The sequence below is a fragment of the Bradyrhizobium xenonodulans genome (assembly GCF_027594865.1).
Classification (GTDB): domain Bacteria; phylum Pseudomonadota; class Alphaproteobacteria; order Rhizobiales; family Xanthobacteraceae; genus Bradyrhizobium; species Bradyrhizobium xenonodulans.
The window spans coordinates 507,443-533,008 of record NZ_CP089391.1 but is presented as its reverse complement, the minus strand read 5'-3'; the positions used below and the strand labels follow the sequence as shown (position 1 = coordinate 533,008).

20 protein-coding genes are annotated in these 25,566 nt (G+C 65.0%); 12 read left to right on the top strand and 8 right to left on the bottom strand.

Annotated elements, in window-relative coordinates; all coding sequences use genetic code 11:
• The first annotated feature begins 11 nt into the window (after nt 1-11).
• A complete protein-coding gene (locus I3J27_RS02525; RefSeq protein ID WP_270164856.1) occupies nt 12-812 on the top strand; it encodes an FAD binding domain-containing protein in 801 nt (266 codons plus the stop codon).
• Between the two features lie 199 nt (nt 813-1,011).
• Nucleotides 1,012-2,118 carry a CaiB/BaiF CoA transferase family protein gene (locus I3J27_RS02520; protein ID WP_270164854.1) on the top strand — a complete coding sequence of 369 codons (1,107 nt, stop codon included), beginning with the start codon at nt 1,012-1,014 and terminating at the stop codon, nt 2,116-2,118.
• 136 nt (nt 2,119-2,254) lie between these two features.
• Here the strand turns inward: I3J27_RS02520 and hppD are convergent, their stop codons facing one another.
• Nucleotides 2,255-3,370 carry a 4-hydroxyphenylpyruvate dioxygenase gene (hppD, locus tag I3J27_RS02515; RefSeq protein WP_270164852.1) on the bottom strand — a complete coding sequence of 372 codons (1,116 nt, stop codon included), beginning with the start codon at nt 3,368-3,370 and terminating at the stop codon, nt 2,255-2,257.
• A gap of 121 nt (nt 3,371-3,491) precedes the next feature.
• Here hppD and I3J27_RS02510 point away from each other — a divergent pair, with 121 nt between their 5' ends.
• Nucleotides 3,492-3,971, top strand: a complete 480-nt coding sequence (locus I3J27_RS02510; protein WP_270164850.1) for an Lrp/AsnC family transcriptional regulator — start codon at nt 3,492-3,494, stop codon at nt 3,969-3,971.
• 73 nt (nt 3,972-4,044) lie between these two features.
• Nucleotides 4,045-4,356, top strand: coding sequence for a DUF1272 domain-containing protein (locus I3J27_RS02505; protein WP_270164848.1), 312 nt, complete (start codon nt 4,045-4,047; stop codon nt 4,354-4,356).
• A 103-nt stretch (nt 4,357-4,459) separates the two neighbouring features.
• Here I3J27_RS02505 and fahA read toward each other — a convergent pair whose 3' ends face one another.
• The 5 genes from fahA to I3J27_RS02480 all read right to left on the bottom strand — a co-directional run bounded on the left by fahA (nt 4,460) and on the right by I3J27_RS02480 (nt 10,127).
• Nucleotides 4,460-5,728: a fumarylacetoacetase gene (gene fahA / locus I3J27_RS02500; protein WP_270164846.1), complete on the bottom strand. Its 1,269-nt coding sequence runs from the start codon at nt 5,726-5,728 to the stop codon at nt 4,460-4,462.
• A 210-nt stretch (nt 5,729-5,938) separates the two neighbouring features.
• Complete coding sequence (hmgA, locus tag I3J27_RS02495; RefSeq protein WP_270164844.1) at nt 5,939-7,285, bottom strand: homogentisate 1,2-dioxygenase; 1,347 nt, start codon at nt 7,283-7,285, stop codon at nt 5,939-5,941.
• Between the two features lie 2 nt (nt 7,286-7,287).
• Nucleotides 7,288-8,244, bottom strand: coding sequence for an MBL fold metallo-hydrolase (locus I3J27_RS02490; RefSeq protein ID WP_270164842.1), 957 nt, complete (start codon nt 8,242-8,244; stop codon nt 7,288-7,290).
• A 24-nt stretch (nt 8,245-8,268) separates the two neighbouring features.
• Complete coding sequence (locus I3J27_RS02485) at nt 8,269-8,502, bottom strand: DUF2783 domain-containing protein (RefSeq protein WP_270164840.1); 234 nt, start codon at nt 8,500-8,502, stop codon at nt 8,269-8,271.
• Nucleotides 8,503-8,510: 8 nt separating this feature from the next.
• Nucleotides 8,511-10,127 (bottom strand): FAD-dependent oxidoreductase, encoded by a 1,617-nt coding sequence (locus tag I3J27_RS02480; RefSeq protein WP_270164838.1) that lies wholly within the window; start codon nt 10,125-10,127, stop codon nt 8,511-8,513.
• Between the two features lie 110 nt (nt 10,128-10,237).
• Here I3J27_RS02480 and I3J27_RS02475 point away from each other — a divergent pair, with 110 nt between their 5' ends.
• Nucleotides 10,238-10,777, top strand: a complete 540-nt coding sequence (locus I3J27_RS02475; protein WP_270164836.1) for a MarR family winged helix-turn-helix transcriptional regulator — start codon at nt 10,238-10,240, stop codon at nt 10,775-10,777.
• Nucleotides 10,778-10,908: 131 nt separating this feature from the next.
• Here the strand turns inward: I3J27_RS02475 and I3J27_RS02470 are convergent, their stop codons facing one another.
• Nucleotides 10,909-11,715, bottom strand: a complete 807-nt coding sequence (locus I3J27_RS02470) for an N-acyl homoserine lactonase family protein (RefSeq protein ID WP_270164834.1) — start codon at nt 11,713-11,715, stop codon at nt 10,909-10,911.
• Between the two features lie 369 nt (nt 11,716-12,084).
• Between I3J27_RS02470 and I3J27_RS02465 the strand changes: the two genes are divergently transcribed.
• The 4 genes from I3J27_RS02465 (at nt 12,085) to I3J27_RS02450 (ending at nt 18,646) form a co-directional block, all read left to right on the top strand.
• Complete coding sequence (locus tag I3J27_RS02465) at nt 12,085-13,611, top strand: caspase family protein (protein ID WP_270164832.1); 1,527 nt, start codon at nt 12,085-12,087, stop codon at nt 13,609-13,611.
• Nucleotides 13,612-13,754: 143 nt separating this feature from the next.
• Entirely contained in the window at nt 13,755-14,426 is a 672-nt protein-coding gene (locus I3J27_RS02460) for an OmpA family protein (protein ID WP_270164830.1), read from the top strand.
• 159 nt (nt 14,427-14,585) lie between these two features.
• Nucleotides 14,586-15,515 carry an RND family efflux transporter gene (locus tag I3J27_RS02455; protein ID WP_270164828.1) on the top strand — a complete coding sequence of 310 codons (930 nt, stop codon included), beginning with the start codon at nt 14,586-14,588 and terminating at the stop codon, nt 15,513-15,515.
• Nucleotides 15,515-18,646 carry an efflux RND transporter permease subunit gene (locus tag I3J27_RS02450; protein ID WP_270164826.1) on the top strand — a complete coding sequence of 1,044 codons (3,132 nt, stop codon included), beginning with the start codon at nt 15,515-15,517 and terminating at the stop codon, nt 18,644-18,646. Before I3J27_RS02455 ends, I3J27_RS02450 begins: the two co-directional genes overlap by 1 nt.
• A 70-nt stretch (nt 18,647-18,716) precedes the next feature.
• Here the strand turns inward: I3J27_RS02450 and I3J27_RS02445 are convergent, their stop codons facing one another.
• Nucleotides 18,717-19,391, bottom strand: a complete 675-nt coding sequence (locus tag I3J27_RS02445; protein WP_270164824.1) for a Crp/Fnr family transcriptional regulator — start codon at nt 19,389-19,391, stop codon at nt 18,717-18,719.
• Between the two features lie 273 nt (nt 19,392-19,664).
• Here I3J27_RS02445 and I3J27_RS02440 point away from each other — a divergent pair, with 273 nt between their 5' ends.
• From I3J27_RS02440 to I3J27_RS02430, 3 genes are all read left to right on the top strand, one after another.
• Entirely contained in the window at nt 19,665-21,731 is a 2,067-nt protein-coding gene (locus tag I3J27_RS02440; protein WP_270164822.1) for an AsmA family protein, read from the top strand.
• Between the two features lie 242 nt (nt 21,732-21,973).
• Entirely contained in the window at nt 21,974-24,421 is a 2,448-nt protein-coding gene (locus I3J27_RS02435; protein ID WP_270164820.1) for an adenylate/guanylate cyclase domain-containing protein, read from the top strand.
• A gap of 261 nt (nt 24,422-24,682) precedes the next feature.
• Entirely contained in the window at nt 24,683-25,510 is an 828-nt protein-coding gene (locus I3J27_RS02430) for a hypothetical protein (RefSeq protein ID WP_270164818.1), read from the top strand.
• Nucleotides 25,511-25,566 lie beyond the last annotated feature (56 nt).

Genomic DNA, 25,566 nt, shown 5'->3' with positions numbered 1-25,566 from the left:
GAGCGAGCAAGATGTATCAGACCACTTATCATCGCGCCTCCTCGGTCGACGAGGCCGCCGCCCTGTTCGGCAAGAGCAGCGAGGCGAAATTCCTTGCAGGCGGCCAGACGCTGCTACCGGTCATGAAGCAGCGGCTCGCGAGCCCCTCTGACGTGATCGACCTCGGCAAGATCAAGGAGCTTCAGGGCGTCGAGCTCTCGGGCGACGTGCTGACTATCAAGGCCGCCACGACCTATTACGACATCATGCAGAACGCCGATGTGAAGAAGGCGATCCCCGCGATTGCCCATCTCACCTCGGTGCTCGGCGATCCCGCCGTGCGCTATCGCGGCACGATCGGCGGCTCGATCGCCAACAACGATCCAGCCGCGGATTATCCCGCCGCGCTGCTCGCGCTCGGCGCCACGGTGAAGACCAACAAGCGGTCGATCTCGGCGGAGGATTTCTTCCAGGGCCTGTTCACGACGGCACTCGAAGACGGCGAGATCATCACGGCGGTATCGTTCCCGGTTCCGGAAAAGGCCGGATACGAGAAGATGCGTCACCCGGCCTCGCGCTTCGCACTCACCGGCGTGTTCGTCGCAAAGACGAAGTCGGGCGAAGTCCGGGTGGCTGCGACCGGCGCCTCGCAGAGCGGCGTGATGCGGGTCCCGGCCATCGAAGCCGCGCTGAAGGCGAACTGGTCGCCGTCGGCAATCGACAGCGTGACGATTTCGGCGAGCAATCTGCTCGCCGACATCCACGGCACGGCGGAGTACCGCGCCAACCTCGTCAAGGTGATGGCGCAGCGCGCGGTGGCCGCTGCCGGCTGATAGCGCCTCGACGCAAATTTTCCGCGGCGCGCACTTCGGTGCGCGCCGTTCTTATTTTGGCCATGCGGCATGAAAACCGCTTGCCTCGCTGACGTGAAGGCGAGAAAAGTTAATCAGCCAATTAACTCGCCCCACAGAGGAACGCCTTGGCGCTTGCCGACCATCGGCAACAGCGCCTCGGATCCGAGGAAACAAAAACGTGCTCGACAAATCAGCCCCCTCCGCTTCCGTCCGCACCTCCGGCCCGCTCTCCGGCTTCCGCATCGTCGAATTCGCCGGCATCGGACCCGGCCCGTTCGCCTGCATGATGCTCGCCGACATGGGTGCCGATGTCGTCACGCTCGACCGCGTCGGCGCGAAGAAGAGCATGAAGTCGGTGGCGGGCCGCGGCCGCAAGGTGATCGAACTCGACCTCAAGGACAAGGCGGCGATCGCAGAGGTGCTCGACCTGCTCGCCAGCGCCGACGCGCTGGTCGAGGGCTTTCGGCCCGGCGTGATGGAGCGGCTCGGCCTCGGTCCCGATGTCGTGCTCGCGCGCAACCCAAAGCTGGTCTATGGCCGCATGACCGGCTGGGGCCAGGAAGGCCCGCTCGCCAATGCCGCCGGCCATGACATCAACTACATCTCCATCACCGGCGCGCTCGCGGCGATCGGCACGAAGGAGGCGCCGGTGCCGCCGCTCAATCTGGTCGGCGATTTCGGCGGCGGCGCGCTTTATCTCGTCGTCGGCGTGCTCGCTGCTCTGCTGGAAGCATCAAAGTCCGGCAAGGGGCAGGTTGTCGATGCCGCAATGTGCGACGGCGCGGCCTCGCTGATGTCGTTCTTCTTCGACATGACCACGCTCGGCCGCTGGACCGAAGGGCGCAACCAGAATTTTCTCGATGGCGGGGCGCATTTCTACGGCGTCTACGAATGCGCCTGCGGACATTTCGTCTCGATCGGCTCGATCGAGCCGCAATTCTACGCTCTGCTGCGCCAGCACGCCGGCCTGACGGACGCCGATTTCGACGCGCAGATGAACCCCAAGGCCTGGCCCGCGCTGAAGGAGAAGCTCAAGTCCGTGTTCAAAAGCAAGACGCGCGAGGATTGGTGCAAGATCATGGAAGGCACCGACATCTGCTTCGCGCCGGTGCTGACCATGTCGGAAGCCACGCAACATCCGCACATGGTCGCCCGCAACGTCTTCGTCGAGCGCCACGGCGTCAAGCAGCCCGCGCCCGCGCCGCGGTTTTCGCTCACACCTTCCGCGGTCCGCGAGCCCGAAGGCGCCGAGATCGGCGCAGTGATGAAGGCGTGGAAGCGATAGATACAGCGCCGGCAAAGGTCGCGTAGGGTGGGCAAAGGCGCAAAGCGCCGTGCCCACGTCCTCCCCGCAATTCGATAAAGGTGGTGGGCACGCTTCGCTTTGCCCACCCTACGGCAGTGGGCGCGAACGTCGCGACCTACGCCGCATCCACCTTCAACACCCCGCGCCGGATCTGATCTTCTTCGATCGACTCGAACAGGGCCTTGAAGTTGCCTTCGCCAAAGCCGTCGTCGCCCTTGCGCTGGATGAACTCGAAGAAGATCGGGCCGATCGCATTGGCCGAGAAGATCTGGAGCAGCACCTTGGTCTGGCCACCGTCGACCACGCCTTCGCCATCGATCAGGATGCCGTTCTTCTGGAGACGCGCGACATCCTCGCCGTGCTTGGGCAGGCGCGCATCAATCCGCTCGAAATAGGTGTTTGGCGGCGGCGGCATGAAGGGCAGGCCGGCTTCGCGCAGGCCTTCGATGGTGCGGTAGATGTCGCGGCAGCCGCAGGCGATGTGCTGGATGCCTTCGCCGCGATAGATATTCAGATATTCCTCGATCTGGCCGGAATCGCCGGCGTCCTCGTTGATCGGAATCCGGATCTTGCCGTCCGGGCTGGTCAGCGCGCGCGAGAACAGGCCGGAAGCACGGCCCTCGATGTCGAAGAAGCGGATCTGGCGGAAGTTGAACAGCTTTTCGTAGAAGCCGGTCCACACATCCATGCGGCCGCGATGGACGTTGTGGGTGAGATGGTCGAGATAGAACAGGCCTGCGCCATTGGGCTGCGGATTGCGCGCCCCTAGCCATTCGAACTCGGCATCATAGGCCGAGCCCTTGGCGCCGTAGCGGTCGACGAGATAGAGCAGGCTTCCGCCGATGCCCTTGATCGCGGGCACGTCGAGGGTCTTCTGCACCGATGACACATCGGCAGGTTCCGCACCGAGCGAAATCGCACGGTCATAGGCCGCCTTTGCATCGACCACCCGGAACGCCATCGACGGTGCGCAGGGGCCGTGCGCGGCGACGAAGTCGTAACCGTGCATACCAGGCTCCTCATTGATGAGGTAGTTGATATCGCCCTGGCGATAGACCGTGATCTTCTTGGCCTTGTGGCGCGCGACGGGCGTGTATCCCATCAGCTTGAACAGCGCGTGCAGCTCTTCCGGATTGGGATGCGCGTATTCGACGAACTCGAACCCGTCGGTGCCCATCGGATTGTCGGCGGTGATGGTGGCCGGCGGTGCATCGTGCGGAAACGGACCCATGGTGCTCTCCCAATTTGCTGCTGCTATGAACTATCCTTCACGGGGCGCGCAATGAGCGTGCAAACGAGCCGCAATTTGGCTATGATATGCACCATCCGTGCACGAAACAGGACAATAACGCATGACTTCTGTTGACGCCTTCGATCTCAAGATTCTGGGCGCGCTCCAGGACGACGGCCGCCTCACCAATCAGGAACTGGCCGATCTCGCAGGGCTCTCGGCCTCGCAATGCTCGCGGCGGCGGATGCGGCTGGAGGAGGAGAAGGTGATATCAGGCTACCACGCCGATCTCTCCAGCGACGCGCTCGGCTTCGGCGTGGTCGCTTTCATCCAGGTCGGGCTTGCGACCCATTCGCCCGACAATTCCAAGCGGTTTCGCACGCTGGTGAACCGCATCGACGAAATCCAGGAAGCCTATTCACTGACGGGCGATGCCGACTACGTGCTCAAGGCCGTGCTGCGCGACCTCAAGGGCCTCTCCAACCTCGTCAACGACGTCTTGATGCCGCACCAGAGCGTGGCGCATGTGCGCTCCTCGATCGTGCTCGATCGTCTCAAGGAAAGCTCAAAGCTCCCGCTGAAGGATTCGAAGGCTGGCTGAAATCGAGGGAACTGCGCCATTCGCGCTTCGCGCGCCATCTGCGATGATCCGAGCCAATCCGGGAGATCGAGCCATGGCCCTCCAGCTTCGACCGAACTGCGAATATTGCGACCGCGACCTGCCGCCTGACGCGACGGATGCGCGGATCTGCTCCTATGAATGCACGTTCTGTGCGGATTGCGTCGAGACAAAGCTCTCCAACGTCTGCCCGAACTGCGGCGGCGGCTTTGCCCCGCGCCCGATCCGTCCCGCGCAGGAATGGCGGCCGGGTGTGTGCACGACCAAGCAGGCGCCGTCGGACAAGCGGGTGCATTTGAAATACAGCGTGGACGATGTCGCAGCGCATTGCGCGCGGATCAGAGACGTGCCGGCGGATCGGCGATAGATCTCGTAGGGTGGGGCAAAGGCGCGTTAGCGCCGTGCCCACGTCATCGATATGGTGGGCACGCTTCGCTTTGCCCACCCTACGAGACCGGAGCGCGCCGCAATCACTCCGCCGCCAGAATCGTCCCCTCGACCTCACCAAAGCCAACGCGATAGCCGTTGCCCTGGCACCAGCCGCGCATCACCAGACTGTCGCCGTCTTCCAGGAACGACCGCTTGACGCCGCCGGGCAGCTCGACCGGCTCGGTGCCGTTCCAACTGATTTCGAGCAAGCTGCCGCGCTGGTTCTTCTCCGGGCCGGAGATGGTGCCGCTTCCCAGGAGATCGCCGACATTCATGGCGCAGCCGCTGGAGGCGTGGTGCATCAGCTGCTGCACCGACGACCAGTACATGTACTTGAAATTGGTGCGGCTGACGCCGGCCGGCGCATTGGCGCCGGCGGCGCGCAGGGACACGTCGAGTTCGACATCGTAGTTCTGCGGCTTGCCCTGCTTGAGATAATCGAGCGGCACCGGCTCCTGCTCCGGCCCTTTCAGGCGGAACGGCTCCAGCGCCTCGCGCGTCACCACCCACGGGCTGATCGAGGTCGCGAACGCCTTGGCGAGGAACGGCCCCAGCGGCACATATTCCCATTGCTGAATATCGCGCGCGCTCCAGTCGTTGAGTAGCACGAAACCGAAGATCATCTCCTCGGCCTGCTGCTCGCTCAGCATGCCGCCCATGGCTGAGGGCTGGCCGACCACGACGCCCATCTCAAGCTCGAAATCGAGCCGCTTGCACGGTCCGAAACTGGGCACATCCACATTCGGCGGCTTCAGCTGTCCGCGCGGCCGCTTCACCTTGGTGCCGGAGACGACGACGGTCGAGGCGCGGCCGTTATAGGCGATCGGCATGTGCAGCCAGTTCGGCTGGAGCGCATTGTCCTTGCCGCGGAACATCACGCCGACATTGGTGGCGTGCTCCTTCGAGGAATAGAAGTCTGTGTAGCCGGAGACCGCGAACGGCAGATGCAGTTTTGCGCGTGACATCGGAACGAGGGCAAGCTTGCGCAGCTCGTCATTGTCACGCAGCTCCGGATTGTCATGCCTCAAGAGCTCGCTGATCCGCGCGCGGGTGCTCGACCAAACCTTCGGGCCCAACCACATGAACGGATTCAGACTGCCCGCCGCGAATATCCCCGGTTGACCGACATCCAGGCGGCCATCCTGTTCGAGCTCCCAGAGATCAAGGATGTAGTCGCCAATGGCGACGCCGACGCGCGGCGCCAATCCATTCGCGGAGAACACGCCATAGGGCAGGTTCTGGATCGGGAAGTCCGAGGCGGGATCGACGTCGATGAAGGAGCGGAGGCTGGGGTCGTTGGGGTGAGGCATTGGTTTCCCGTGGCGCAGCGGTGACGGTGTCACCCTCCCCTGGAGGGGGAGGGTCGGCTCATATGGAGCGCAGCGAAATATGAGACGGGGTGGGGTGATCTCTCAACACTGGCAGTGTTGCTTGCGGAAAGACCGTCACCCCACCCCGCTACGCATTCCGCTTCGCTGCATGCGTAGCGACCCTCCCCCTCCAGGGGAGGGTAAGAAGCCTCACGGCCGGTTCGGATCGAACCGCTTCTCCAGACCCTTCCAGCAATCCGCGTAGTCGTCCTGCAGCGTGGACGCATTCGCGGCGTGGGCGGTAACGCGCTGCGGGTAGCGGGTCTCGAACATGAAGGCCATGGTGCCGGTCAGCTTGACGGGCTTCAATTCGCCGTTGCTGGCGTGCTCGAACGCATCGCGGTCGGGGCCGTGCGGCAGCATGCAATTGTGCAGCGAGATGCCGCCGGGGACGAAGCCCTGCGGCTTGGCGTCGTAGACGCCGTAGATCAGGCCCATGAACTCGCTCATGATGTTCATGTGATACCAGGGCGGACGGAAGGTATTGTCGGCGACCATCCAGCGCTCGGGGAAGATCACGAAGTCGATATTCGCTGTGCCCGCGGTCTCCGACGGCGAGGTCAGCACCGTGAAGATCGAGGGATCGGGATGATCGAAGCCGATCGCGCCGACCGGAGAGAAGGTCCGCAAATCGTATTTGTAGGGCGCGTAATTGCCGTGCCACGCCACGACATCGATCGGCGAATGCGGCAACGTCGTCTTGAACAGCGCTCCGCCCCATTTCACGAACAGCTCGGTCGGCGTGTCCTTGTCCTCGTAATGCGCAACCGGCGTCAGGAAGTCGCGCGCATTGGCGAGGCAGTTGGCGCCGATCGGCCCGCGCTCCGGCAGCGTAAAGGCGCCGCCGTAGTTCTCGCAGAGATAGCCGCGCGCAGGGCCGCTCAGAATCTCGACGCGGAATTTGACGCCGCGCGGGATCACCACGATCTCGCCGGGCTCGGCATCGATGCGGCCGAACTCGGTGACGATGCGCAAATTGCCCTGCTGGAGCACGAACATCAGCTCGCCATCGGCATCGTAGAAATGCTGGTCAACCATCGATTTGGTGATGAGATAGACATGCGCGGCCATGCCGGCCTGCGTATTGACGTCGCCGGCCGTCGTCATGGTCTGCACGCCCTGGAGGAACGTCATGTCCTCCTTCGGGATCGGCGCCGGGTCCCAGCGCAATTGCGCGATCGGCAGGTCGTATTCATGGCACGGCGCCGAGCGCCACAGGCCGGCATCGGCCTTCTCGAAGCGGCCGGAGTGCTTCACCGAGGGTCGAATGCGATAGAGCCAGGAGCGCTCGTTGGTGCCGCGCGGCGCGGTGAAGGGCGAGCCGGAAAGCTGCTCGGCATAGAGCCCGTAGGCGCAACGCTGCGGCGAGTTGCGCCCGATCGGCAGCGCGCCGGGCAGCGCCTCGGTCTCAAAGCTGTTGCCGAAGCCGGACATATAGCCCGGCGTGACCTGCGCCGAGCTGCGGATGATCTGATCAGGCGAGGTATTGATGTTCATGACTATCCTCCTCCTTGCAAAGCGGCCCACATTTCCTGGTCGCGCTTATCGGTCCAGATCACGGGGTCGTCGATCCCCGACGCCTCGTCATAGGCGCGCGAGACGTTGAACGGCAGGCAGTGCTCGTAGATGGCGAAGCTGGAAAATTTCGGGTCCATCACTTCGCGGGTCGCCGCCATCGATTCCTTCAGCGTGCGGCCCTTGGCGACCGAGATCTCGGCGGCACCGTAGAGCGAGGTGACGAAGTCGCGCGTCATCGCAATGGCCTCGCGCACCGTGGCCGTGCCCTTCAGCGCGTCACCGCGACCGGGCGCGATCGCCTTCGGATTGAAGTTGCGGATCTCGTTCAGCGTCAGCGGCCATTCGCGCAAGTGAGCGTCGCCGCAATAGCAGGCCGAGTGATATTCGATGAGATCGCCGGAGAACATCACCTCGGCATCCGGCACCCAGGCGACGATGTCGCCCGAGGTGTGGCCGGCCCCTAACTGCATCAGCCGCACCTCGCGCTTGCCGAGATAGATCGACATCTCGCCTTCGAAGGTGAGCGTCGGCCAGGTCAGGCCGGGAATGCTCGAGGCATCCTGGAACAGCCGCGGGAAGCGGCCATATTCGGAATCCCAATCCTGCTGGCCACGCTCCGCGATGAGCCGATGGGTTTCCTGCGAAGCGACGATGCCTTGTGCCTTGTAGGCGGAGGCGCCCAGCACGCGCACGGCGTGATAGTGCGACAGCACGACATATTTGATCGGCTTGTCGGTAACCGCCTTGACGCGCTCGATCACCTTGTTCGCCATCGCCGGCGTCGACTGCGCGTCGAACACGAGGCAGCCGTCGTCGCCGACGATGATGGCTGTGTTCGGATCGCCCTCGGCGGTGAAGGCATAGAGATCGGTGCCGATCTCGGAGAAGGTGATCTTCTTTTCGGAGAGATCGCCGGTGGATGCGAAGTTCTTCGCCATAAACTCGTCCTTCAAGTCACAGGGTTATTGTTGTTGCTGTTGTTGCTGTTGCTGTTGCTGGCCGTCGATCATACGGCGCTTGGCGAGCAAGATCGCTTCCTTGAGCACCTCGATGTCGCCGATATGATTGGCGAGGATCAGCACCAGCGCCGCGTCGAAATCGGCACTCTGCTCGTCGCTGAGGCCGCGATGCGCCTCGACGATGGCCCGAAAGGCGTCGTCTGGCCGCGCGAAGTTGGAACTGGTGGACAGCGGCATGCGAAACCTCAATTAACGCCTGCGGCGCGCGACAGCGCCACTTGGATCGCCTCACGCGTCGGATGGCGGAAGCGTGCGGCAACGTAGCCATCGGGCCTGAGCAGGTAGGCGGCACCCGGCTCTGCATCATAGCGCCTCGCGACGAGGCCCGAGGAATCGGCCAAGCCGCCCTCACCGCCGATACAGATATCCTTGACCCCATCTGGCGCATCGATCGCCGCGCCATTGCTGAACGACAGCAAGGTGAAGTCTGTTCCCCCTTTGCGGAATGCGTCCGTCAGATAGGCCTGCTCGGCAATGGGTGCGTCGAGCATGGAACAGCCGGGAGACGGCCCACCCCGCCACGCATCCGTATCGGGCGATGACAGCGGCGAGTCGTAGCTGCATGGCACCGAGAGCCGGCCGCCATTGACCATGCGCTTGCCGAACTCGGTCTCCTTGGCCAGCGACAGCACCGCCTTGCGCAGCCGCGCCTCCTGATGCGAGTTCGGCGCCATGAAATCGGTAGAGCGGGTCGATTCGCGGATGTTCTCGTCGGCCGCGAGACTGCGTTCGACATGGTAGCTCTCGAGCAGGCTCGCGGGCGAAGTGCCGCGCAGCACGCGATCGAGCTTCCAGGAGAGGTTTTCGGCGTCCTCGAGTCCGGAGTTCGCGCCGCGCGCGCCGAAGGGCGAGACCTGATGCGCAGAGTCGCCCGCAAAAATCACGCGGCCATGGAGAAACCGATCCATCCGCCGACACTGGAATTTATAGAGCGAGATCCACTCGAACTCGAACTTGTCGTGGCCGAGCATGCGCGCGATCCGCGGCCGCACGTTCTCCGGCTTCTTCTCGACTGTGGGATCGGCATAGCGATTGAGCTGGAGGTCGATGCGCCAGACATCGTCGGGCTGGCGGTGCAGCAACGCCGAGCGTCCGGCATGAAACGGCGGGTCGAACCAGAACCAGCGCTCGGTCGGAAACTCCGCCGTCATCTTGACGTCGGCGATCAGGAACTGGTCTTCGAACACCTGTCCGGCGAACTCGGCACCGACCATCTGCCGCAGCGAGGACCGCGCGCCGTCGCAGGCGACGACATATCGCGCATGCAGGCGGTAGGCGCCCTCCGGCGTTTCGATCGTCAGCGTAACGGAGTCATTCCGCTGCTCCAGCGCCGTCACCTTGTTGCGCCAGCGCAGGTCGATACCGGGCAGATCGCTGATGCGATCGACCAGATAGGCTTCGGCGTAATATTGCTGGAGGTTGATGAAAGCCGGCCGCTTGTGGCCGGCCTCGGGCAGCAGGTTGAACTGGTAGAGCTGCGACTCGCCGTGAAAAATGCGGCCGACGCTCCACACCACGCCCTTGTCGACCATGCGGTCGCCGACGCCGAGCCGGTCCCAATATTCGAGCGAGCGCTTGGAGAAGCAGATCGCGCGCGAGCCCTCGCCGATGCGGTCGGCGTCATCCAGAAGGACGACGCGCTGGCCGCGCTGGGCAAGATCGATCGCCAGCGACAGCCCGACCGGGCCCGCACCGACGATCACGACCGGATGCTCGGCCGCGTCCTGGCCGGGACGGTCCTGGTCGGGGTGGCGGCGATAGCCGAACTGGGTTTTGGCCTGATGCGTACTGGCCTGCGCCATACACTAACCTCGGCTCTGGTCAGGAGAGGACTGATCTGCTAGATAGTCTCACGTGCAACTATTTTGGACCGGAGCCGGCCGGCCGTCAACTGGAATTCGGAGCGCTCTCCTTGGCGAGGACGACAGACACTGCGCTGAAGACGCGCGAGGCAGACCAGCCATCGCCGAAGGCAAAAGCACGACTCGACCTGTTCAAGTTCGTGCCATTCCGTCTCAACCGGCTTGCCGCAGAAGTCAGTTCCGCGCTGTCGGTCGAATATCAGGAACGCCACGGCCTCGACATTCCGGCCTGGCGCGTGATCGCCACGCTCGGCTTCCGCAACGATGCCTGCAGCGCGCAGTACATCTCGCAATGCACCCGCACCCACAAATCGACCATCAGCCGCGCGGTGACGACGCTGCTGCACGAGGAGCTGATCGAGCGGGTCGAGAACGAAGCCGACCGCCGCGAATTCCGCCTGCAACTGACCAAGAAGGGCCGCGCGCTCTATGAAGAGCTGTTCCCGCAACTGCTGCGGCGGGAAGACGAGATCCTTGCCTGCCTGTCCGCACAGGAGCGCAAGCTGCTCTCCACACTGCTCGGCAAGATCGAGCAGAGCCTCGACCTGATCCAGACCAGCGAAGAGGCCGACGCCAAGCAGGCGTATTGAACTCTCGATCCTCATGGTGAGGAGGCGCGAAGCGCTGCCTCGAACCATGAAGGCCTCGCTGCAGCAGTTCGGCCTTCATCCTTCGAGACGCGCGCAAGAGCGCGCTCCTCAGGATGCGGGTCGGGCCTCGACTATTTCGCAAACGACCGCGACGGCGGCAGATGCAGTGCCCAGGCGTCGACCTTGTCGCTGGCGCGCGGATAGATCTCCGTCACGATCGGATCATGGCCGGGAATGAATCTATCGGGGTGGCCGGCGAGGCGCTCGATCGTCTCCCAGCCGACGGCCATGTCGCCGACATTATAGACGATCGGGAACGGGCTGCGGCGCTGCAGATTGGCATAGTAATGCGCGGCATCGGATGCCAGCACCACCGGCCCGCGCGCGGTCTCGACCTTGACCACTTGCAACCCGTCGGAATGGCCGCCGACGCGGTGCACGGTGACGCCGGGCGCGACCTCGCCGTCGCCGGAATAGAAATTGACCCGCTCGCCATAGACATGACGCACCATCTGCGTGACGTGCTCGACCGAGAACGGATGTCGCAATAGGCCGTTACACATGCAGCGCCCCGTCGCGTAAGCCATCTCGCGCTCCTGGAGATGGAAGCGCGCGTTCGGAAAGCGATCGAGATTGCCGGCGTGGTCGTAATGCAGATGCGTCACGATGATGTCGCGAATAGCGGGCGCCGCGACACCGAAGCGTTCCAGCGCATCGACCGGATTGAGCGTCAGCTTGCGCGCCCGCGCGCTCGCTTCCTCGGCGTTGAAGCCGGTGTCGACCAGGATGTCGCGGCCCTGCCCTCGGATCAGCCAGACGAAATAGTCGAGGTCCTGCGCCGCGCTGTCATGCGGGTCGGGCGCCAGAAAATTCATGTTGGGGGTGCGCGGCGACATGGTCGCATAGCGCAGGGCATAGATTTCGTAGGCGTTTCCCATGGTCCTGCTTTTTCTGAGTTGGATCTTGCGGGATGATCGGGCGCACCAAGCCATTGTCGGCCGCAAAGGTCAAACGCCGGGCATTGCGGTTGAGACAGGCCTGCAATGTGAGACCAATCACACTATCGTCGCGGCAACTGCCGTAACGTGGCCGCTGCAATGCAGAACCCAATCGTGTCGAGTGCAACCGTGACAGTCCGTTTATTCCCCTCGCAGCGAGCCCATGCGTCGCGGTCAATTGTCGCGATAACGCCGAATCTCCAAGCGGTTGACGCCCCCCTTCCCCGGTTTGATAATGCACTTTGCGTAAGTTAAGGTCGCCGCGGCGCAAGCTGGTAACGGCGCCTTTTTGGCTGGACCGCGCTGATTATGAAAATTCGCTTCCTTTTTCTTCTGCCCCTGCTCGTTTCGCTTGTTCCGGCCGCGCCGTCCCTGGCCGCCGGCGATCGTTTCGCGCTCGTCATCGGCAACGCCAAATATCCGGACGCGGATGCCCCGCTGAAGGAACCGCTCAATGACGCGCGCGACGTCGCCGACGAGCTCAAGCGCGACGGCTTTTCGGTCGAAATCGGCGAAAACCTGACCGGCGACGGCATGCGCCGCGCGTTCGACAAGCTTTACAGCAAGATCAAGCCTGGCTCGGTGGCGCTGGTGTTCTTCAGCGGTTTCGGCATCCAGTCGGCGCGCCAGAGCTACATGCTGCCGATCGACGCACAGATCTGGACCGAATCCGACGTGCGCCGCGACGGCGTCAGCCTCGAAACCGTGCTCGGCGAGCTCAACACCCGCGGCGCAGGTGTCAAGATCGCGCTGATCGACGCCTCCAGGCGCAATCCTTTCGAGCGCCGGTTCCGCAGCTTCTCGGCCGGCCTGACTCCGGTCATCGCACCGAACGGCACGCTGGTGATGTATTCGGCGGCGCTGGCCTCGGTGGTCTCGGACGCCGGCGGCGAGCACAGTCTGTTCGTCCAGGAACTCCTCAAGGAAATCCGTGTCCCCGACCTGATGGCCGAGGAGACGCTGAACCGCACCAAGATGGGCGTCACCCGCGCTTCGCGCGGCGAGCAGGTGCCGTGGATCTCCTCTTCGCTCGCCGAAGATTTTTCGTTCATTCCCGGCGCTGGCGGATCGCGCCCGCCGGTGACGGCACCACCGCCGCCTTCGCCGCCGGTCGTCGCCAACAACCCGCCGCCGGCTCCGCCCGCACCGCCATCACCGCCCCCGCCGTCGAAGCCGGCCGACACGGCGGCCGCACCGGCTCCGCCTCCTGTCCCCGCACCGGCCCCGTCGCCGAAGCCGCAGGTCGAGGCTGCCCTGCCTCCGCCGCCACCGCCGGTGAAGCCGACCGAAACCACTCCCGCCCCGAGCATGGATAGCGGACCGAACCCGGCCGTGCTGGCGGAAGACCCGACCATCAAGGGCCTCACGGCCAAGATCGCCGCCAATCCTGATGACGTGAACGCGCTGTACCGGCGCGGCCAGGTCTATGCCAGCAAGGGCGCCTACAACCTCGCCATCAAGGATTTCGACGACACGCTCCGGATCAACTCCAAGGACGTCGAGGCGCTGAACAACCGCTGCTGGACCCGCACCGTGGTCGGCGACCTCCAGGGCGCGCTGAAGGATTGCAACGAGGCCCTACGGCTGCGGCCGAACTTCGTCGATGCGCTGGACAGCCGGGGGCTCGTCAATCTGAAATCGGGCGCGGTCAAGAACGCCATCGCCGATTTCGACGCTGCCTTGAGGATCAATCCGCGCCTGACCTCCTCGCTCTATGGCCGCGGCATTGCCAAGCAGCGTAATGGCTCGGCCCAGGAAGGCGCGCTCGACATCGCCAACGCCAAGGCGATGGACCCGAACATCGTTCAGGAATTCGCAAGTTACGGAGTACGCTAGTATTTTTTTGAATTGGGGCAGGAGATGCCTCGAACCCCCGATGCCCCAAGGAAGACTAACGAACGGATGCCGCAGGCGGCCTTTCCGGGGGCCGGTTGCAGAAATTTGGAACACGCAGGTCTGCTGCGCAGGAGGGACTGGCAATGAGAATGGCTGCAAAAGGGCTTACCGCGATCCTGTCCATCATCACGGTCGGCGCCGCTCTGTCGCTGACGGCCCCGCTCGCATTCGCGGGCGACGACGGCAACAGCAAGAACGTCACCGAGGACGAGATCGTCCGCGCGCTTGCGCCGCCGCCGAAGAAGCCGCTGACCCGCGGCCTCTCGATCGCCCCGCAGGCCGATCCCGCGCCGAACGCGGCCGAGACCAAGCTGATCCAGTCCGTGCGCGGCCGCTCGACCCGCTCGCTCTCGTCGACCGAGCGCGAGGAGATCGCGTCCGCCGCCAAGGACAAGCCGAACATCGATCTGGAAATCACCTTCGACTACAACTCGGCCAATATCAGCAACAAGTCGCTTGCCTCCGTGCAGGCGCTCGGCCGTGCGCTGACCAGCCCCGACCTGAAGGGCTCGACCTTCGTGGTCGCCGGCCACACCGACGCCGCCGGCGGCGAAGGCTATAATCAGGACCTATCGGAGCGCCGCGCGGATTCGATCAAGCGCTATCTCGTCGACAAATACAGCATCTCCGCGACCGACCTCGTCACCGTCGGCTATGGCAAGAGCAAGCTGAAGGACCCGAGCCAGCCGATGGCGGAGGTCAACCGCCGCGTGCAGGTCGTCAACATGGAGAACAAGACCACCGCATCGAAGTAAGCGCGACGCAATCCTTTTGAAGTGACCGGTCGTGATGTGGTGTAAAGTCTTGCTATCGACGCGCGTCCCGCAGCCTTGCGGGACGCCGCTTCATTTCAGGGAAACGTTCTCAGCAGGCCTCGTGCGGATGGCCGTGAGCCAGGCCAGGATGATCCGGCGATGAGCCTCACCCAATACCTCAAGCCTGCCGGAACCGTGGCGTTCGTCGTTGCGCTCGGCGTCGGCTATTATCTGTTCGAGCATCGGAAGCGCCCCGAGGTGAAGGAGACGCCGGGCGAGGCGCTCGTCATCGTCACGAAATCGACCAATGCCTGCTTCTCGGACCTGGTGCGGGTGACCGGCTTCTTCGTGCCCCGCCGGGAGGCCGTGGTCGTCGCCGACCAGGAGGGATCGAGAGTGACGGACCTCTTCGTCACCGAAGGCACCATGGTCACCGACAATCAGGAGCTGGCGCGCCTGACGGCACCGCCGCAGATTCCCGGCCAGCCGCAGCGGCCCGGCCCGCAAGGTCCGGTCTCGCTGAAGGCGCCTGCGCCGGGCCTCGTCACCGAGGTCCGCACCATCGTCGGCGCACCCGCCTCACCGCAGGCCGGCCCGATGTTCCGCATCGCCGTCAACAACGAGATCGAGCTCGACGCCCAGGTCCCGGCGGTGCACATGCCCAAGCTCAGCTCCGGCGCGACCGTGCGCATCAGCCGCGACGACGCGCCCGATCTGATCGGCCGGGTCCGGCTGGTTGCGCCCGAAATCGACCGCGCCACCCAGCTCGGCCGCGTCCGCATCAGCGTCACCAACAATCCCTCGCTGAAGGTCGGCGTATTTGCCCGCGCCTCCATCGACGCCAAACGCAGCTGCGGCGTCTCGATCCCCAAGACCGCGATCGACCATCTCACCGTGCAGGTCGTCAAAGGCAACGTGGTCGAGACACGCAAGGTGCGGGTCGGACTCTCCTCCGACAGCGCCACGGAAATCCTGGAAGGCCTCGACGTCGGCGAAATCGTCGTCGCCGACGCCGGCTCTTCGCTCCATGACGGCGACCAGATCAAGACCATGTTCGCCGATGAACTCGATCGCACGCGGGTACGCTGATGGCTCTCAATATCTCGGCTTGGTCGATCCGGAATCCGCTGCCGTCGGTCGTCTTCTCGATCATCCTCCTGGTCCTGGGCTGGACCTCCTTCACCAAGCTCGCGGTGACGCGGCTGCCGTCGGCCGACATTCCCGTGATCTCGGTCGCGGTGTCGCAGTTCGGCGCAGCGCCCGCCGAGCTTGAATCCCAGGTCACCAAGACCGTTGAAGACGCCGTCTCCGGCGTCGAAGGCGTCAGGCACATCACATCGCAGATTACCGACGGCCTGTCGGTCACCACCATCCAGTTCGCACTGGAGACCAACACCGACCGCGCGCTCAACGACGTCAAGGACGCGGTGACGCGCGTGCGCTCCAATCTGCCGCAGAACGTCACCGAGCCGCTGATCCAGCGCGTCGATGTCATCGGACTGCCGATCGTCACCTATGCCGCGATCTCACCCGGCAAGACGCCGGAGCAGCTCTCCTACTTCGTCGACGACGTCGTCAAGCGCGCGCTGCAAGGCGTGCGCGGCGTCGCCCAGGTCGAGCGCATCGGCGGCGTCGAGCGCGAGATCCTGGTCTCGCTCGATCCCGACCGTCTCCAGGCGATGGGGCTGACCGCGGTCAATGTCAGCCAGAGCCTGCGCGGCACCAATGTCGACGTCGCCGGCGGCCGTGCCGAGATCGGCAAGAACGACCAGGCGATCCGCACGCTCGCGGGCGCCAAGACGCTGGGCGACCTCGCCGGCACCATGATCCCGCTGTTCGGCGGCGGCGAGGTCCGGCTCGCCGATCTCGGCACAGTGACCGACACCATCGCAGATCGCCGCACCTTCGCCCGCTTCAACGGCGAGCCGATCGTCGCGCTCGGCATCAAGCGTTCCAAGGGTGCCAGCGACGTGAAGGTGGCAGAGGCCGTGCAGAAGCGCATCGATGCGCTCAAGGCCACCTATCCCGACGTCGACCTGAAGGTGATCGACACCTCGGTCGAATACACCAACGGCAATTACCACGCGGCGATCTCGACCCTGTTCGAAGGCGCCATCCTGGCCGTCGTCATCGTGCTGCTGTTCCTGCGCGACCTGCGCGCCACCATCATCGCCGCGATCTCGCTGCCACTGTCGATCTTCCCGGCGTTCTGGGCGATGGACCTTCTCGGTTTCTCGCTCAACCTCGTCAGCTTCCTCGCCATCACGCTGTCGACGGGTATTCTGGTCGACGACGCCATCGTCGAGATCGAGAACATCGTCCGGCACATGAACATGGGCAAGTCGCCCTATCGCGCCGCACTCGAAGCCGCCGACGAGATCGGCCTTGCGGTGATCGCGATTTCGCTCACCATCATCGCGATCTTCGCACCCGCGAGCTTCATGTCGGGCATCGCCGGACAATTCTTCAAGCAGTTCGGCATCACCGTCTCGGTGCAGGTGTTCTTCTCGCTGCTCGCGGCGCGCTTCGTCACGCCGGTGCTGGCGGCCTACTTCCTCAAACACGGCCATCACGAGGAGCCGCCGCCGGGCCGCGTGCTGCGATCCTATCATCGGATCGTGGCCTGGTCGGTGAAGCACTATTTCATCACGGTGCTGGCCGGCTTCGGCGTCTTCGCCGCCTCGATCTGGAGCATCACGCTGCTGCCGCAGGGCTTCCTGCCGGCGCAGGACAGCGCGCGCTCGCTGCTGGCCCTCGAGCTGCCGCCGGGCACACAGCTCGCCTACACCGAAAAGGTCACCGAGGACATCGTCGCGCGCCTGCGCAAGCGGTCCGAGGTGAAGAGCATCTTCGTCGACGGCGGGCGCGTCCCACCGGGGACCCAGGAAGTCCGGCGTGCCGCCTTGATCATCAACTACACGCCCAAGGACAGCCGCGACATCACCCAGCGGGAGCTCGAATTCTCGATCAGCCAGGAGCTGGAGAACGTTCCCGACATCCGCTTCTGGTTCCTCGACGAGAACGGCCTGCGCGCCATCTCGCTGGTCGTGACCGGGGTCGACGCCAACATCGTCAACAACGTCGCGAGCGAGCTCGCGACGCAGATGAAGCGGATCCCCACCATCTCCAACGTGATCTCGGAAACCACGCTGGAGCGGCCCGAGCTGCGCATCGAGCCGCGCGCCGACCTCGCCGCGCGCCTCGGCGTCTCCACCGAAAGCCTGTCGCAAACCATCCGCGTCGCCACCATCGGCGACGTCGGCCCCGCGCTCGCCAAGTTCGACGTCGGCGACCGCCTGGTGCCGATCCGCGTCCAGCTCGAGGACGCCGCACGCGGCAATCTGAAGACGCTCGAACAGTTGCGTGTGCCGCTCGGCGAACGCGGCGAGAAGGGCGGCGTGCCGCTCTCGGTCATCGCCGACGTCAAGCTCGACCAGGGTCCGACCAGCATCAACCGCTACGATCGTGAACGGCAGGCGACCGTCGCCGCCGACCTCGTCGGCTCCGCCGCGCTCGGCGACGCCACCAAGAAGATCTACGACCTGCCGGTGATGAAGAGCCGGCCGAAGGGCGTGAAGGTCTCGCCCTCCGGCGACGCCGAAAGCCTCAACGAGCTGTCCGATGGTTTCGCGACTGCGATTACGGCCGGCCTGATGATGGTCTACGCGGTGCTGGTGCTCTTGTTCGGCACCTTCCTCCAGCCGATCACCATCCTGTTCTCGCTGCCGCTCTCGATCGGCGGCGCCATCGCGGCCCTGCTCATCACCGGCAAGCAGCTGACGACGCCGGTGTGGATCGGCATCCTGATGCTGATGGGCATCGTCACCAAGAACGCGATCATGTTGGTCGAGTTCGCGATCGAATCCATTCACGCCGGCAAGCCGCGCGACGAAGCCATGATCGACGCCGGCATGAAGCGCGCCCGCCCGATCGTGATGACCACGATCGCGATGGCCGCGGGCATGATGCCGAGCGCGCTCGCGGTCGGCGCCGGCGGCGAGTTCCGCTCGCCGATGGCGCTCGCGGTGATCGGCGGCCTGATCTTCTCGACCATCCTGTCGCTGGTGTTCGTGCCCGCGATGTTCATGGTGATGGACGACCTCGGCGCCCTGATCTGGCGCTTCGCCAAGCGGCTGATCGTGCACAGCGAGGATGCCGAGACGGACGGTCATCACGGGGCGGCGCCGGATCCGAAGAACGCCGCACATCCGGCGGAGTAGGCCGACTCAGCGGCGCGCGCTGGCGCAAACCACGCGCGCGGACGCGCTTAGGCCATTGCTCTTGTGAAGCCTATTCGTTCCGCGCGATCGCCGTCAGCTTGGTCATGTTCCTCAGCAGGATGCGGCCGCGCTGGAGATCCAGGATCGCCTCCTTGCGCCAGGCCTGAAGCTGGCGGTTGACGCTCTCGCGGGCGGCGCCGACGAAGACGCCGAGCTGCTCCTGCGAGATGTGCACCTCGGAGCCAAAATCGGCGGCGAGCGCGCACAGCCGCCGCGCCAGCCGGACCGGCAGCGGCTGCAGCATGGATTCTTCCATGCGCTCGCTCTGCCAGCGGATGCGCTGGCACAGCAGCGCGATGATCCTGATCGCGACCTTCGGCTCGCGTTCGAGGAAGGCGAGGAAATCTTCGCGCCGCAACACGAACAATTCGCTGGCTTCGCCCGCGGTGGCATCCGCGGTGCGGTTCTGGCCGTCCAGAACCGCAACCTCGCCGAACAGGTCGCCCGGCCCCATGAAATTCAATGTCAGCCGGCTGCCGTCGGAGGCGCCGGTCTCGATGCGGACCTGGCCGCGGCGCACGCCGAACAGCGCGTCGCCGGCATCACCCTTCTGGAACAGCACTTCGCCGTTCCCCAGATGCTGGGTGTGGCAGAGACTGGACAGCCGCTGGAGCTCGTCCGCGCCGAGATCGGCGAACATCGCATTCATCTTCAGGATGACCGCAAATTCGGCCTGCTTGCTCATTTCAGTATCCTTGTGAATTTCCTTGGCAAGCTTGCTTGGCCAGCTTGCTTGGCCAATTCCTTGGCAAATCGCTTGGAACCATCAACATCAGGATCGCGTAAAACCGCGTCGGGGAAGTGTGTCATAAGTCACATAACTTTACAGCTCCCCCTGACTATTTTTACACGCTTGGAGCCACTTCCCGTCCGGGGATAAACTCAGGCGCAAAGGACGGGCGCATAGGTCGGTAACTTGCTGTATTCGGCGCCGATTGTCTGTCGTTGGAAAGTCGACATGAGAATAGTGAAATTCGCCGGCGCGACTTTGGCCGCCGTCATCATCGTGATCGCGCTCCTGCTGGTGGTCGGCATCCCCTCGGGCTTCCTGACCTCGACGATTGCCGCGCGGGTCGAGAGCGCGACCGGCTATCGCCTGTCGATCGACGGCACCACGAAGATCAGCCTGTGGCCGACGCTGAATGTCACGCTGAACGACCTCACGCTCCAGGACCCCAAGGACCGCAGCGGCATCACCCGCCTCACGGTCGACAGCGTGCAGGCCGAGATGACGCTTGCGAGCGTATCGTCGGGCCGTCCTGAGATCAGCGAGCTCGTCGTCACCCATCCCGTGCTCTACCAGCCGCTGCTGCGCGAGCGTCTGCCAAACGCCGGCACCGCGTCGAAGCCGCCTGCGCTCGACACGAACGGGGCGACCATCGACCGCGTCAAGGTCACCGACGGCGAGATCGCATTCTCGCGCGTGCGCGATCGTATCGAGGGCCGCATCAGCGCCATCAACGCCGATGCCGTCGTCGGTCGCGACCGCAAGGTCAGCATCGCCGGCACCGCGCGCGTCGGCGATCACCCGACCAAGTTCGACATCAAGGCGACGACGCCGGCACCGCCGGCCGACCGGCCCACCATTCCGGTGGATTTCGCCGTCGACATGCCTGACGTGCTGAAGTCCCAGCTCACCGGCCGTGCCGACATGCGCCTCAGCGGCGACGTCGTGATGATCAACGGCGTGAACGGCAGGCTCGGCGACGGCTCGTTCAACGGCTGGGCCTCGGTCGACATCGCGAGCAAGCCTCTGGTCAAGGTCGATCTCGATTTCCAGCGGCTCGCGATGCCGTTGGCGAAAACGCCGGAGGGTGCATCTGGACAGCCCTGGAGCAATGCGCCGATCGATGTGTCCGGGCTCAATTATGTCGATGCACAAATCAGGCTCTCCGCGAACGAGGCCGTGATCGGCGACGCCCGTCTTGCGCCGCTCGCCCTCGATGCCAAGCTCGCAGGCGGCGTGCTGAAGGCCAGCACCGCCAATCTCGGCGCCTATGGCGGCCAGGTCTCCGGTGAGGTGATCCTCGATGCCACCACCGGTGCCCCGAGCTTTGCCATGCATTCCGATCTCGTCGGGGTGCGCGCGCTGCCGCTGCTCCAGGGCCTTACCGAGTTCGACCGGATCGACGGCAAGCTGCAAGCCAAGCTCGCGTTGCGCAGCGCCGGCACCAGCCAGCGCGCGCTGATGGCGAACATGCAGGGCACCGCTTTCGTCAATTTCCAGGACGGCGCCATTCGCGGCATCAACGTCGCGCAGATGATCCGCTCGCTGACATCGGGCACGCTGTCGGGCTGGCAGGACAACCAGAGCTCCAGCCAGGAGCAGAGCACCGATCTGTCGCAGCTCTCGGCCTCCTTCCGCATCGACAAGGGCCAAGCGGTGACGACCGATCTCAACCTGATCGGGCCGCTGGTGCGCGTCACCGGCGCCGGCACCATCGCGCTCGACACCAAGATGATGGGTTTCCGCGTCGAGCCGAAGCTGGTGATGACCACCGAAGGCCAGGGCCGCGCCTCCGAGCCGGTCGGCTTCGGCATCCCCGTGATGATCCAGGGCACCTGGTCGCAGCCGCGGATCTACCCCGACATGGCCGGCATGCTCGATAATCCGGACGCCGCCTATGCCAGACTGCGCGAGATGGGCAAGGGGCTGTTCGGTCCCGATGGTGCCGGGCTCGGCAATATCCTGGGCAGCCTCGGGCTGGGCGGCGCCACCGCGCCGGGCAGCGGTGGTGCGACCGGCAACGCCAATCCGCAAACCCAGCAGCCGGGGCAGAACAACCCGCTCAGCGGCCCGCTGGGCGAGGCGATCGGCAATCTGATCCAGCAGGGGCTTTCCGGCGGCGCCGGAACCGGCGCTGGCACCGCGACGGGCACCGGCCGCAGCCGGAGCCTGCCGGCAACGCCGTCTAAGCCGGCACCGCTGGCTTCGCCCGAGCCGGCCGCCCCGGAGGCCCCGCCGATGGCGGAGCAGGACAGTCAGCCAATGAACGACGTGCTGCGGCAACTCTTCAATCGGTGATTGGCGGACCAACGCGCTGGACTCCACGGCAGTCCCTTACACCGGCTTCCCGGTCCGCCGCTTCATCCGAACGGACGAGGCTGCGACAATTCACCCAGTGTCCACAGCGGGTAACCACGTCGGCCGGTCTACCGGTCCCGGGACGGTCGCTTGACGATCCCTTGCCCCAAATTGTGGTAGAAGACGCCGAGGGCCGGTACGGCCCGTAGCGCCGGCGTCGATGGCGGCGCGAGAGGATCCGGATGGCAGGAGCGAACGACAAGACACGGTTTCTGCGCGAGGGCCTGTTCGCCAAATATGTCGTCTCCCTCGTCGGCCTCGTCGTGTTCGTGCTCGCCGTCAACGGCGCGATGGAGACCTGGATCTCCTACCGCGCCACCAGGACACAGCTGACCGACGGGCTGGAGGACAAGGCGCAGGCCGTCGCCCGGCGCATGGAGCAGTCGATCTCCGAGATCGAGCGCCAGATCAGCTGGGTGACGACGGCGAGCCGGGACACGCTCGAGAAGCGCCGCGCCGACTACGCCCAGCTGCTGCAACAGGCCTCGGTCGTCTCCCAGCTGTTCCAGCTCAACGGCGACGGCCGCGAGGTGCTGCGGGTCTCGCGGCAGTCGACCACGACCGGCAGCAATGCCGATCTCTCCCGCGACATGCGCTTCACCGACACGGTCGCCCGCGGCGTCAGCTATGCGCCGGCCTGGTTCTCCGACCAGACGCCGTTCATGTCGATCTCGGTGGCGCATTCCGGCTTCAAGGCCGGCGTCACCGTGGCCGAGGTCGATCTCAGCTTCCTCTCCGACTTCCTGTCCGATACCCAGGTCGGCAAGGCCGCCTTCGCCTATGTGGTCGATCCGCGCGGCCGCGTGCTGGCGACCTCGTCGAAGGGGCCCGATGTCGGCAAGGATCTGTCGAAGCTGCCGCAGGTCGCGGCTGCGATCGCGCCCGGCCGCGAGGCCGACACGTCGGGCACCGACTTCAACGGCCATGCGGTGATGAGCGCCGCCAGCACCGTGCCGAAGCTCGGCTGGAGCGTGCTGTTCGAGCAGCCGACCACGCAGGCCCTGATGCCGATCCGCGACCAGCTCGTGCGCATCGCGCTCTTGATCGGGATGGGCCTGATGATCGCGATCCTCGCCGGCACGCTGCTGGCCCGCCGCATGATCATCCCGATCACGGCACTGCGCGACGGCGCGCACAAGCTCGGCGAGGGCGATTTCAGCCACCGCATCGACGTGCACACCTCCGACGAGCTGGAAGACCTCGCCGGCCAGTTCAACCGCATGGCCGGCCAGATCCAGGAGACTTACTCGAATCTCGAAACCAAGGTCGACGAGCGCACCCGCGATCTCGCGCAGTCGATCAACGAGCTGAAGGTGCTGGAAGAGGTCGGCCGCGCCGTCGCCGCCTCGCTCGACCTCAACGCCGTGCTGCCGACTATCGCCGCGCGCGCGATCGAGATCACCCATGCCGACGCCGTGCTGATCTACGGCTACGACGCGGAAAAGCATCGCTTCAACCTGGTCGAATCCAACGGCATCGACAGATCGGTCGACGGCGCGCATGTCACGATCGACGAAGGTGCGAATATCCTGAGCGATGCCGCGGCGAGTTGCGAGCCGATCGCGATTGCCGATCTCGACCACGCCGCCGAGCAGCCGCTGCGCGACGTCGCGGTCGATGCCGGCTTCCACTCGGTGCTGGTGGTGCCGCTGGTCGACCAGCAGGGCACGCTCGGCTCGCTGGTGGTGCTGCGCCGCGCCAGCGGCGAGTTTGCCGGCAGCATCATCGGATTGATGCGTACCTTCGCCAACCAGGCCGTGCTGGCGATGCGCAATGCGCGGCTGTTCACCGAGGTCGACCACAAGGGCCGCGAGCTCGCCGCTGCGCACGAGACCGTGCAGCAGCAGGCGGCAAAGCTCCAGGAGCAGACCGAGCAGCTGCGCAACTGGAACCGCTCGCTGGAGGAGCGCGTCGAGAAGCAGCTCGGCGAGATCGAGCGCATCCGCAAGCTCGAGCGTTTCCTGGCGCCGCAGGTGGCGCAGCTGATCGCCTCCTCCGACAGCCCCGAGGGGCTGCTCACCAGCCAGCGCCGCGAAGTGACCGTGGTGTTCTGCGACCTGCGCGGCTTCACCGCGTTCACGGAGGCGACCGAGCCGGAAGAGGCGATGAACGTGCTGCGTGAATATCACGCCGCGCTCGGCAAGCTGATCTTCAAATACGAGGGCACGCTCGACAAATATGCCGGCGACGGCGTGATGATCCTGTTCAACGCGCCGATCCAGTTCGAGGACCACACCCAGCGCGCCGTGCGGATGGCGGTGGAGATGCGCGACACCATCGGCCCGCTGACCGAGCGCTGGCGCAACCGCGGGCACAGCCTCGGCTTCGGCATCGGCATTGCGGTCGGCTATGCCACGCTCGGCCAGGTCGGCTTCGAGCAGCGGCTCGAATACGCTGCGATCGGCAGCGTCACCAACCTCGCCTCCCGCCTCTGCGGCGAAGCCAAGGCCAACCAGATCGTGGTCAGCCGCCGCGTCTACGGCATCGTCGAGCCCTGGGTGGAGGCGCGCGCCCTCGATGATCTCCAGCTCAAGGGTTTCAATCACCCGGTGCTGGCGATGGAGATTTTGTCGTGGCGCGAGGAGGTGGAGAACGTGGTGGATGCCTCGGTCGCGCGGCGGCGCGGGTAGCCAAACAAAAAAGTCGAAAAACAACCCCATGCACAGTAGGCGGGGGCTGTGAGATCAATGACTTACGCGGGTACAAAAATCCGCGCAGGCTGGCGCTTTGACACGTCGGGCAAAACACCGGCAGAATGGCAACATCGCCCCTCCCCCGAGAACCACATCCCTCCTCACCGCGACCAACCATCGCCTCAAGCGTCGAGGCAATAATCCGTATGGAGACGACCTGTGGCGTTTGCCTTGCCTTCGCGTGCTTATGATCTGCAGATGCTGGACCGCCCGGCCGACCGGGCGCGCGACCACGGCTGGGTCTATGGGCTGCCGCCGGGCATCACATCCGAGCAATGGCCGCTCGATCCCGTCACCGGCTATCCGCTCATGCACGGTTTCACGCTGCTGCTGCCGGAGGACTATCGCGTGCATGGCGAGGACGTCGTCGCGGTGTCGTTCTTTGCCACCCCGGCCGATCACAATGACGGCGGCGCGACTGACGAGCCCGGGATTCGCGAGGCGGTGCTGGCGCGGTCGGCGCATCCGCGTCTCTCCCGCATGAGCGACATCCTCGATTACGAATATGCCGCGCTGCTGCTGACCAAAGCCGAATATGAGGGCGCGTTCGCGGTGCCGCCGGCGCCGCTTGCGCTGGCGACGGCGGAGCGGCCGCGCTGGCTCGACGTCGGCGGCGCCAGCGCCTTCTTCGCGTCCGCGCCGTCCTTCGCGCAGGAGATGTTCGCGAGGCCGCCGCGCGCCGATCTGGCGGAGAACCTCGCGATCGCCTTGACGCCGCGCGCGACCGATCCCAACGCCGGCAAGCCCCCGCAGGACCCGCACATCCCGCGCGAAGTGCCGAGCGACTACCAGTCCTACTATTATTTTCTCGACGGCGTGCCGACCACCGACAATTACCGCGTGCACGACTGGGCCAAGGATCACGCCCAAAACCACCTCGGCGGCACCATGCGGCCGTGCCAGGCGGTGCCCGAGATGAGCCCGTTCTACATCGAGTTCGAGGAATATTTCGGCGGCTACAATTTCGGCACCGGCAATGCGCAGCTCGACTTCAAGGACATGAAATTCGACTGGGCGTGCGGATAGCGCCGGAAGCACCGCGCGCGATCCACAACGCGTCATCCCACCGTCATCTCCTCCCG

What these genes read in the sequence shown, in the direction of transcription:
- I3J27_RS02480 (WP_270164838.1), bottom strand. Translation starts at nt 10,127, where the DNA reads ATGGCGCAGGCCAGTACGCATCAGGCCAAAACCCAGTTCGGCTATCGC.
- I3J27_RS02430 (WP_270164818.1), top strand. Translation starts at nt 24,683, where the DNA reads ATGCTGGACCGCCCGGCCGACCGGGCGCGCGACCACGGCTGGGTCTAT.
- I3J27_RS02455 (WP_270164828.1), top strand. Translation starts at nt 14,586, where the DNA reads ATGAGCCTCACCCAATACCTCAAGCCTGCCGGAACCGTGGCGTTCGTC.
- hppD (WP_270164852.1), bottom strand. Translation starts at nt 3,370, where the DNA reads ATGGGTCCGTTTCCGCACGATGCACCGCCGGCCACCATCACCGCCGAC.
- I3J27_RS02510 (WP_270164850.1), top strand. Translation starts at nt 3,492, where the DNA reads ATGACTTCTGTTGACGCCTTCGATCTCAAGATTCTGGGCGCGCTCCAG.
- I3J27_RS02490 (WP_270164842.1), bottom strand. Translation starts at nt 8,244, where the DNA reads ATGGCGAAGAACTTCGCATCCACCGGCGATCTCTCCGAAAAGAAGATC.
- I3J27_RS02485 (WP_270164840.1), bottom strand. Translation starts at nt 8,502, where the DNA reads ATGCCGCTGTCCACCAGTTCCAACTTCGCGCGGCCAGACGACGCCTTT.
- I3J27_RS02460 (WP_270164830.1), top strand. Translation starts at nt 13,755, where the DNA reads ATGAGAATGGCTGCAAAAGGGCTTACCGCGATCCTGTCCATCATCACG.
- I3J27_RS02470 (WP_270164834.1), bottom strand. Translation starts at nt 11,715, where the DNA reads ATGGGAAACGCCTACGAAATCTATGCCCTGCGCTATGCGACCATGTCG.
- I3J27_RS02525 (WP_270164856.1), top strand. Translation starts at nt 12, where the DNA reads ATGTATCAGACCACTTATCATCGCGCCTCCTCGGTCGACGAGGCCGCC.
- I3J27_RS02465 (WP_270164832.1), top strand. Translation starts at nt 12,085, where the DNA reads ATGAAAATTCGCTTCCTTTTTCTTCTGCCCCTGCTCGTTTCGCTTGTT.
- I3J27_RS02450 (WP_270164826.1), top strand. Translation starts at nt 15,515, where the DNA reads ATGGCTCTCAATATCTCGGCTTGGTCGATCCGGAATCCGCTGCCGTCG.
- I3J27_RS02445 (WP_270164824.1), bottom strand. Translation starts at nt 19,391, where the DNA reads ATGAGCAAGCAGGCCGAATTTGCGGTCATCCTGAAGATGAATGCGATG.
- fahA (WP_270164846.1), bottom strand. Translation starts at nt 5,728, where the DNA reads ATGCCTCACCCCAACGACCCCAGCCTCCGCTCCTTCATCGACGTCGAT.
- I3J27_RS02435 (WP_270164820.1), top strand. Translation starts at nt 21,974, where the DNA reads ATGGCAGGAGCGAACGACAAGACACGGTTTCTGCGCGAGGGCCTGTTC.
- hmgA (WP_270164844.1), bottom strand. Translation starts at nt 7,285, where the DNA reads ATGAACATCAATACCTCGCCTGATCAGATCATCCGCAGCTCGGCGCAG.
- I3J27_RS02440 (WP_270164822.1), top strand. Translation starts at nt 19,665, where the DNA reads ATGAGAATAGTGAAATTCGCCGGCGCGACTTTGGCCGCCGTCATCATC.
- I3J27_RS02505 (WP_270164848.1), top strand. Translation starts at nt 4,045, where the DNA reads ATGGCCCTCCAGCTTCGACCGAACTGCGAATATTGCGACCGCGACCTG.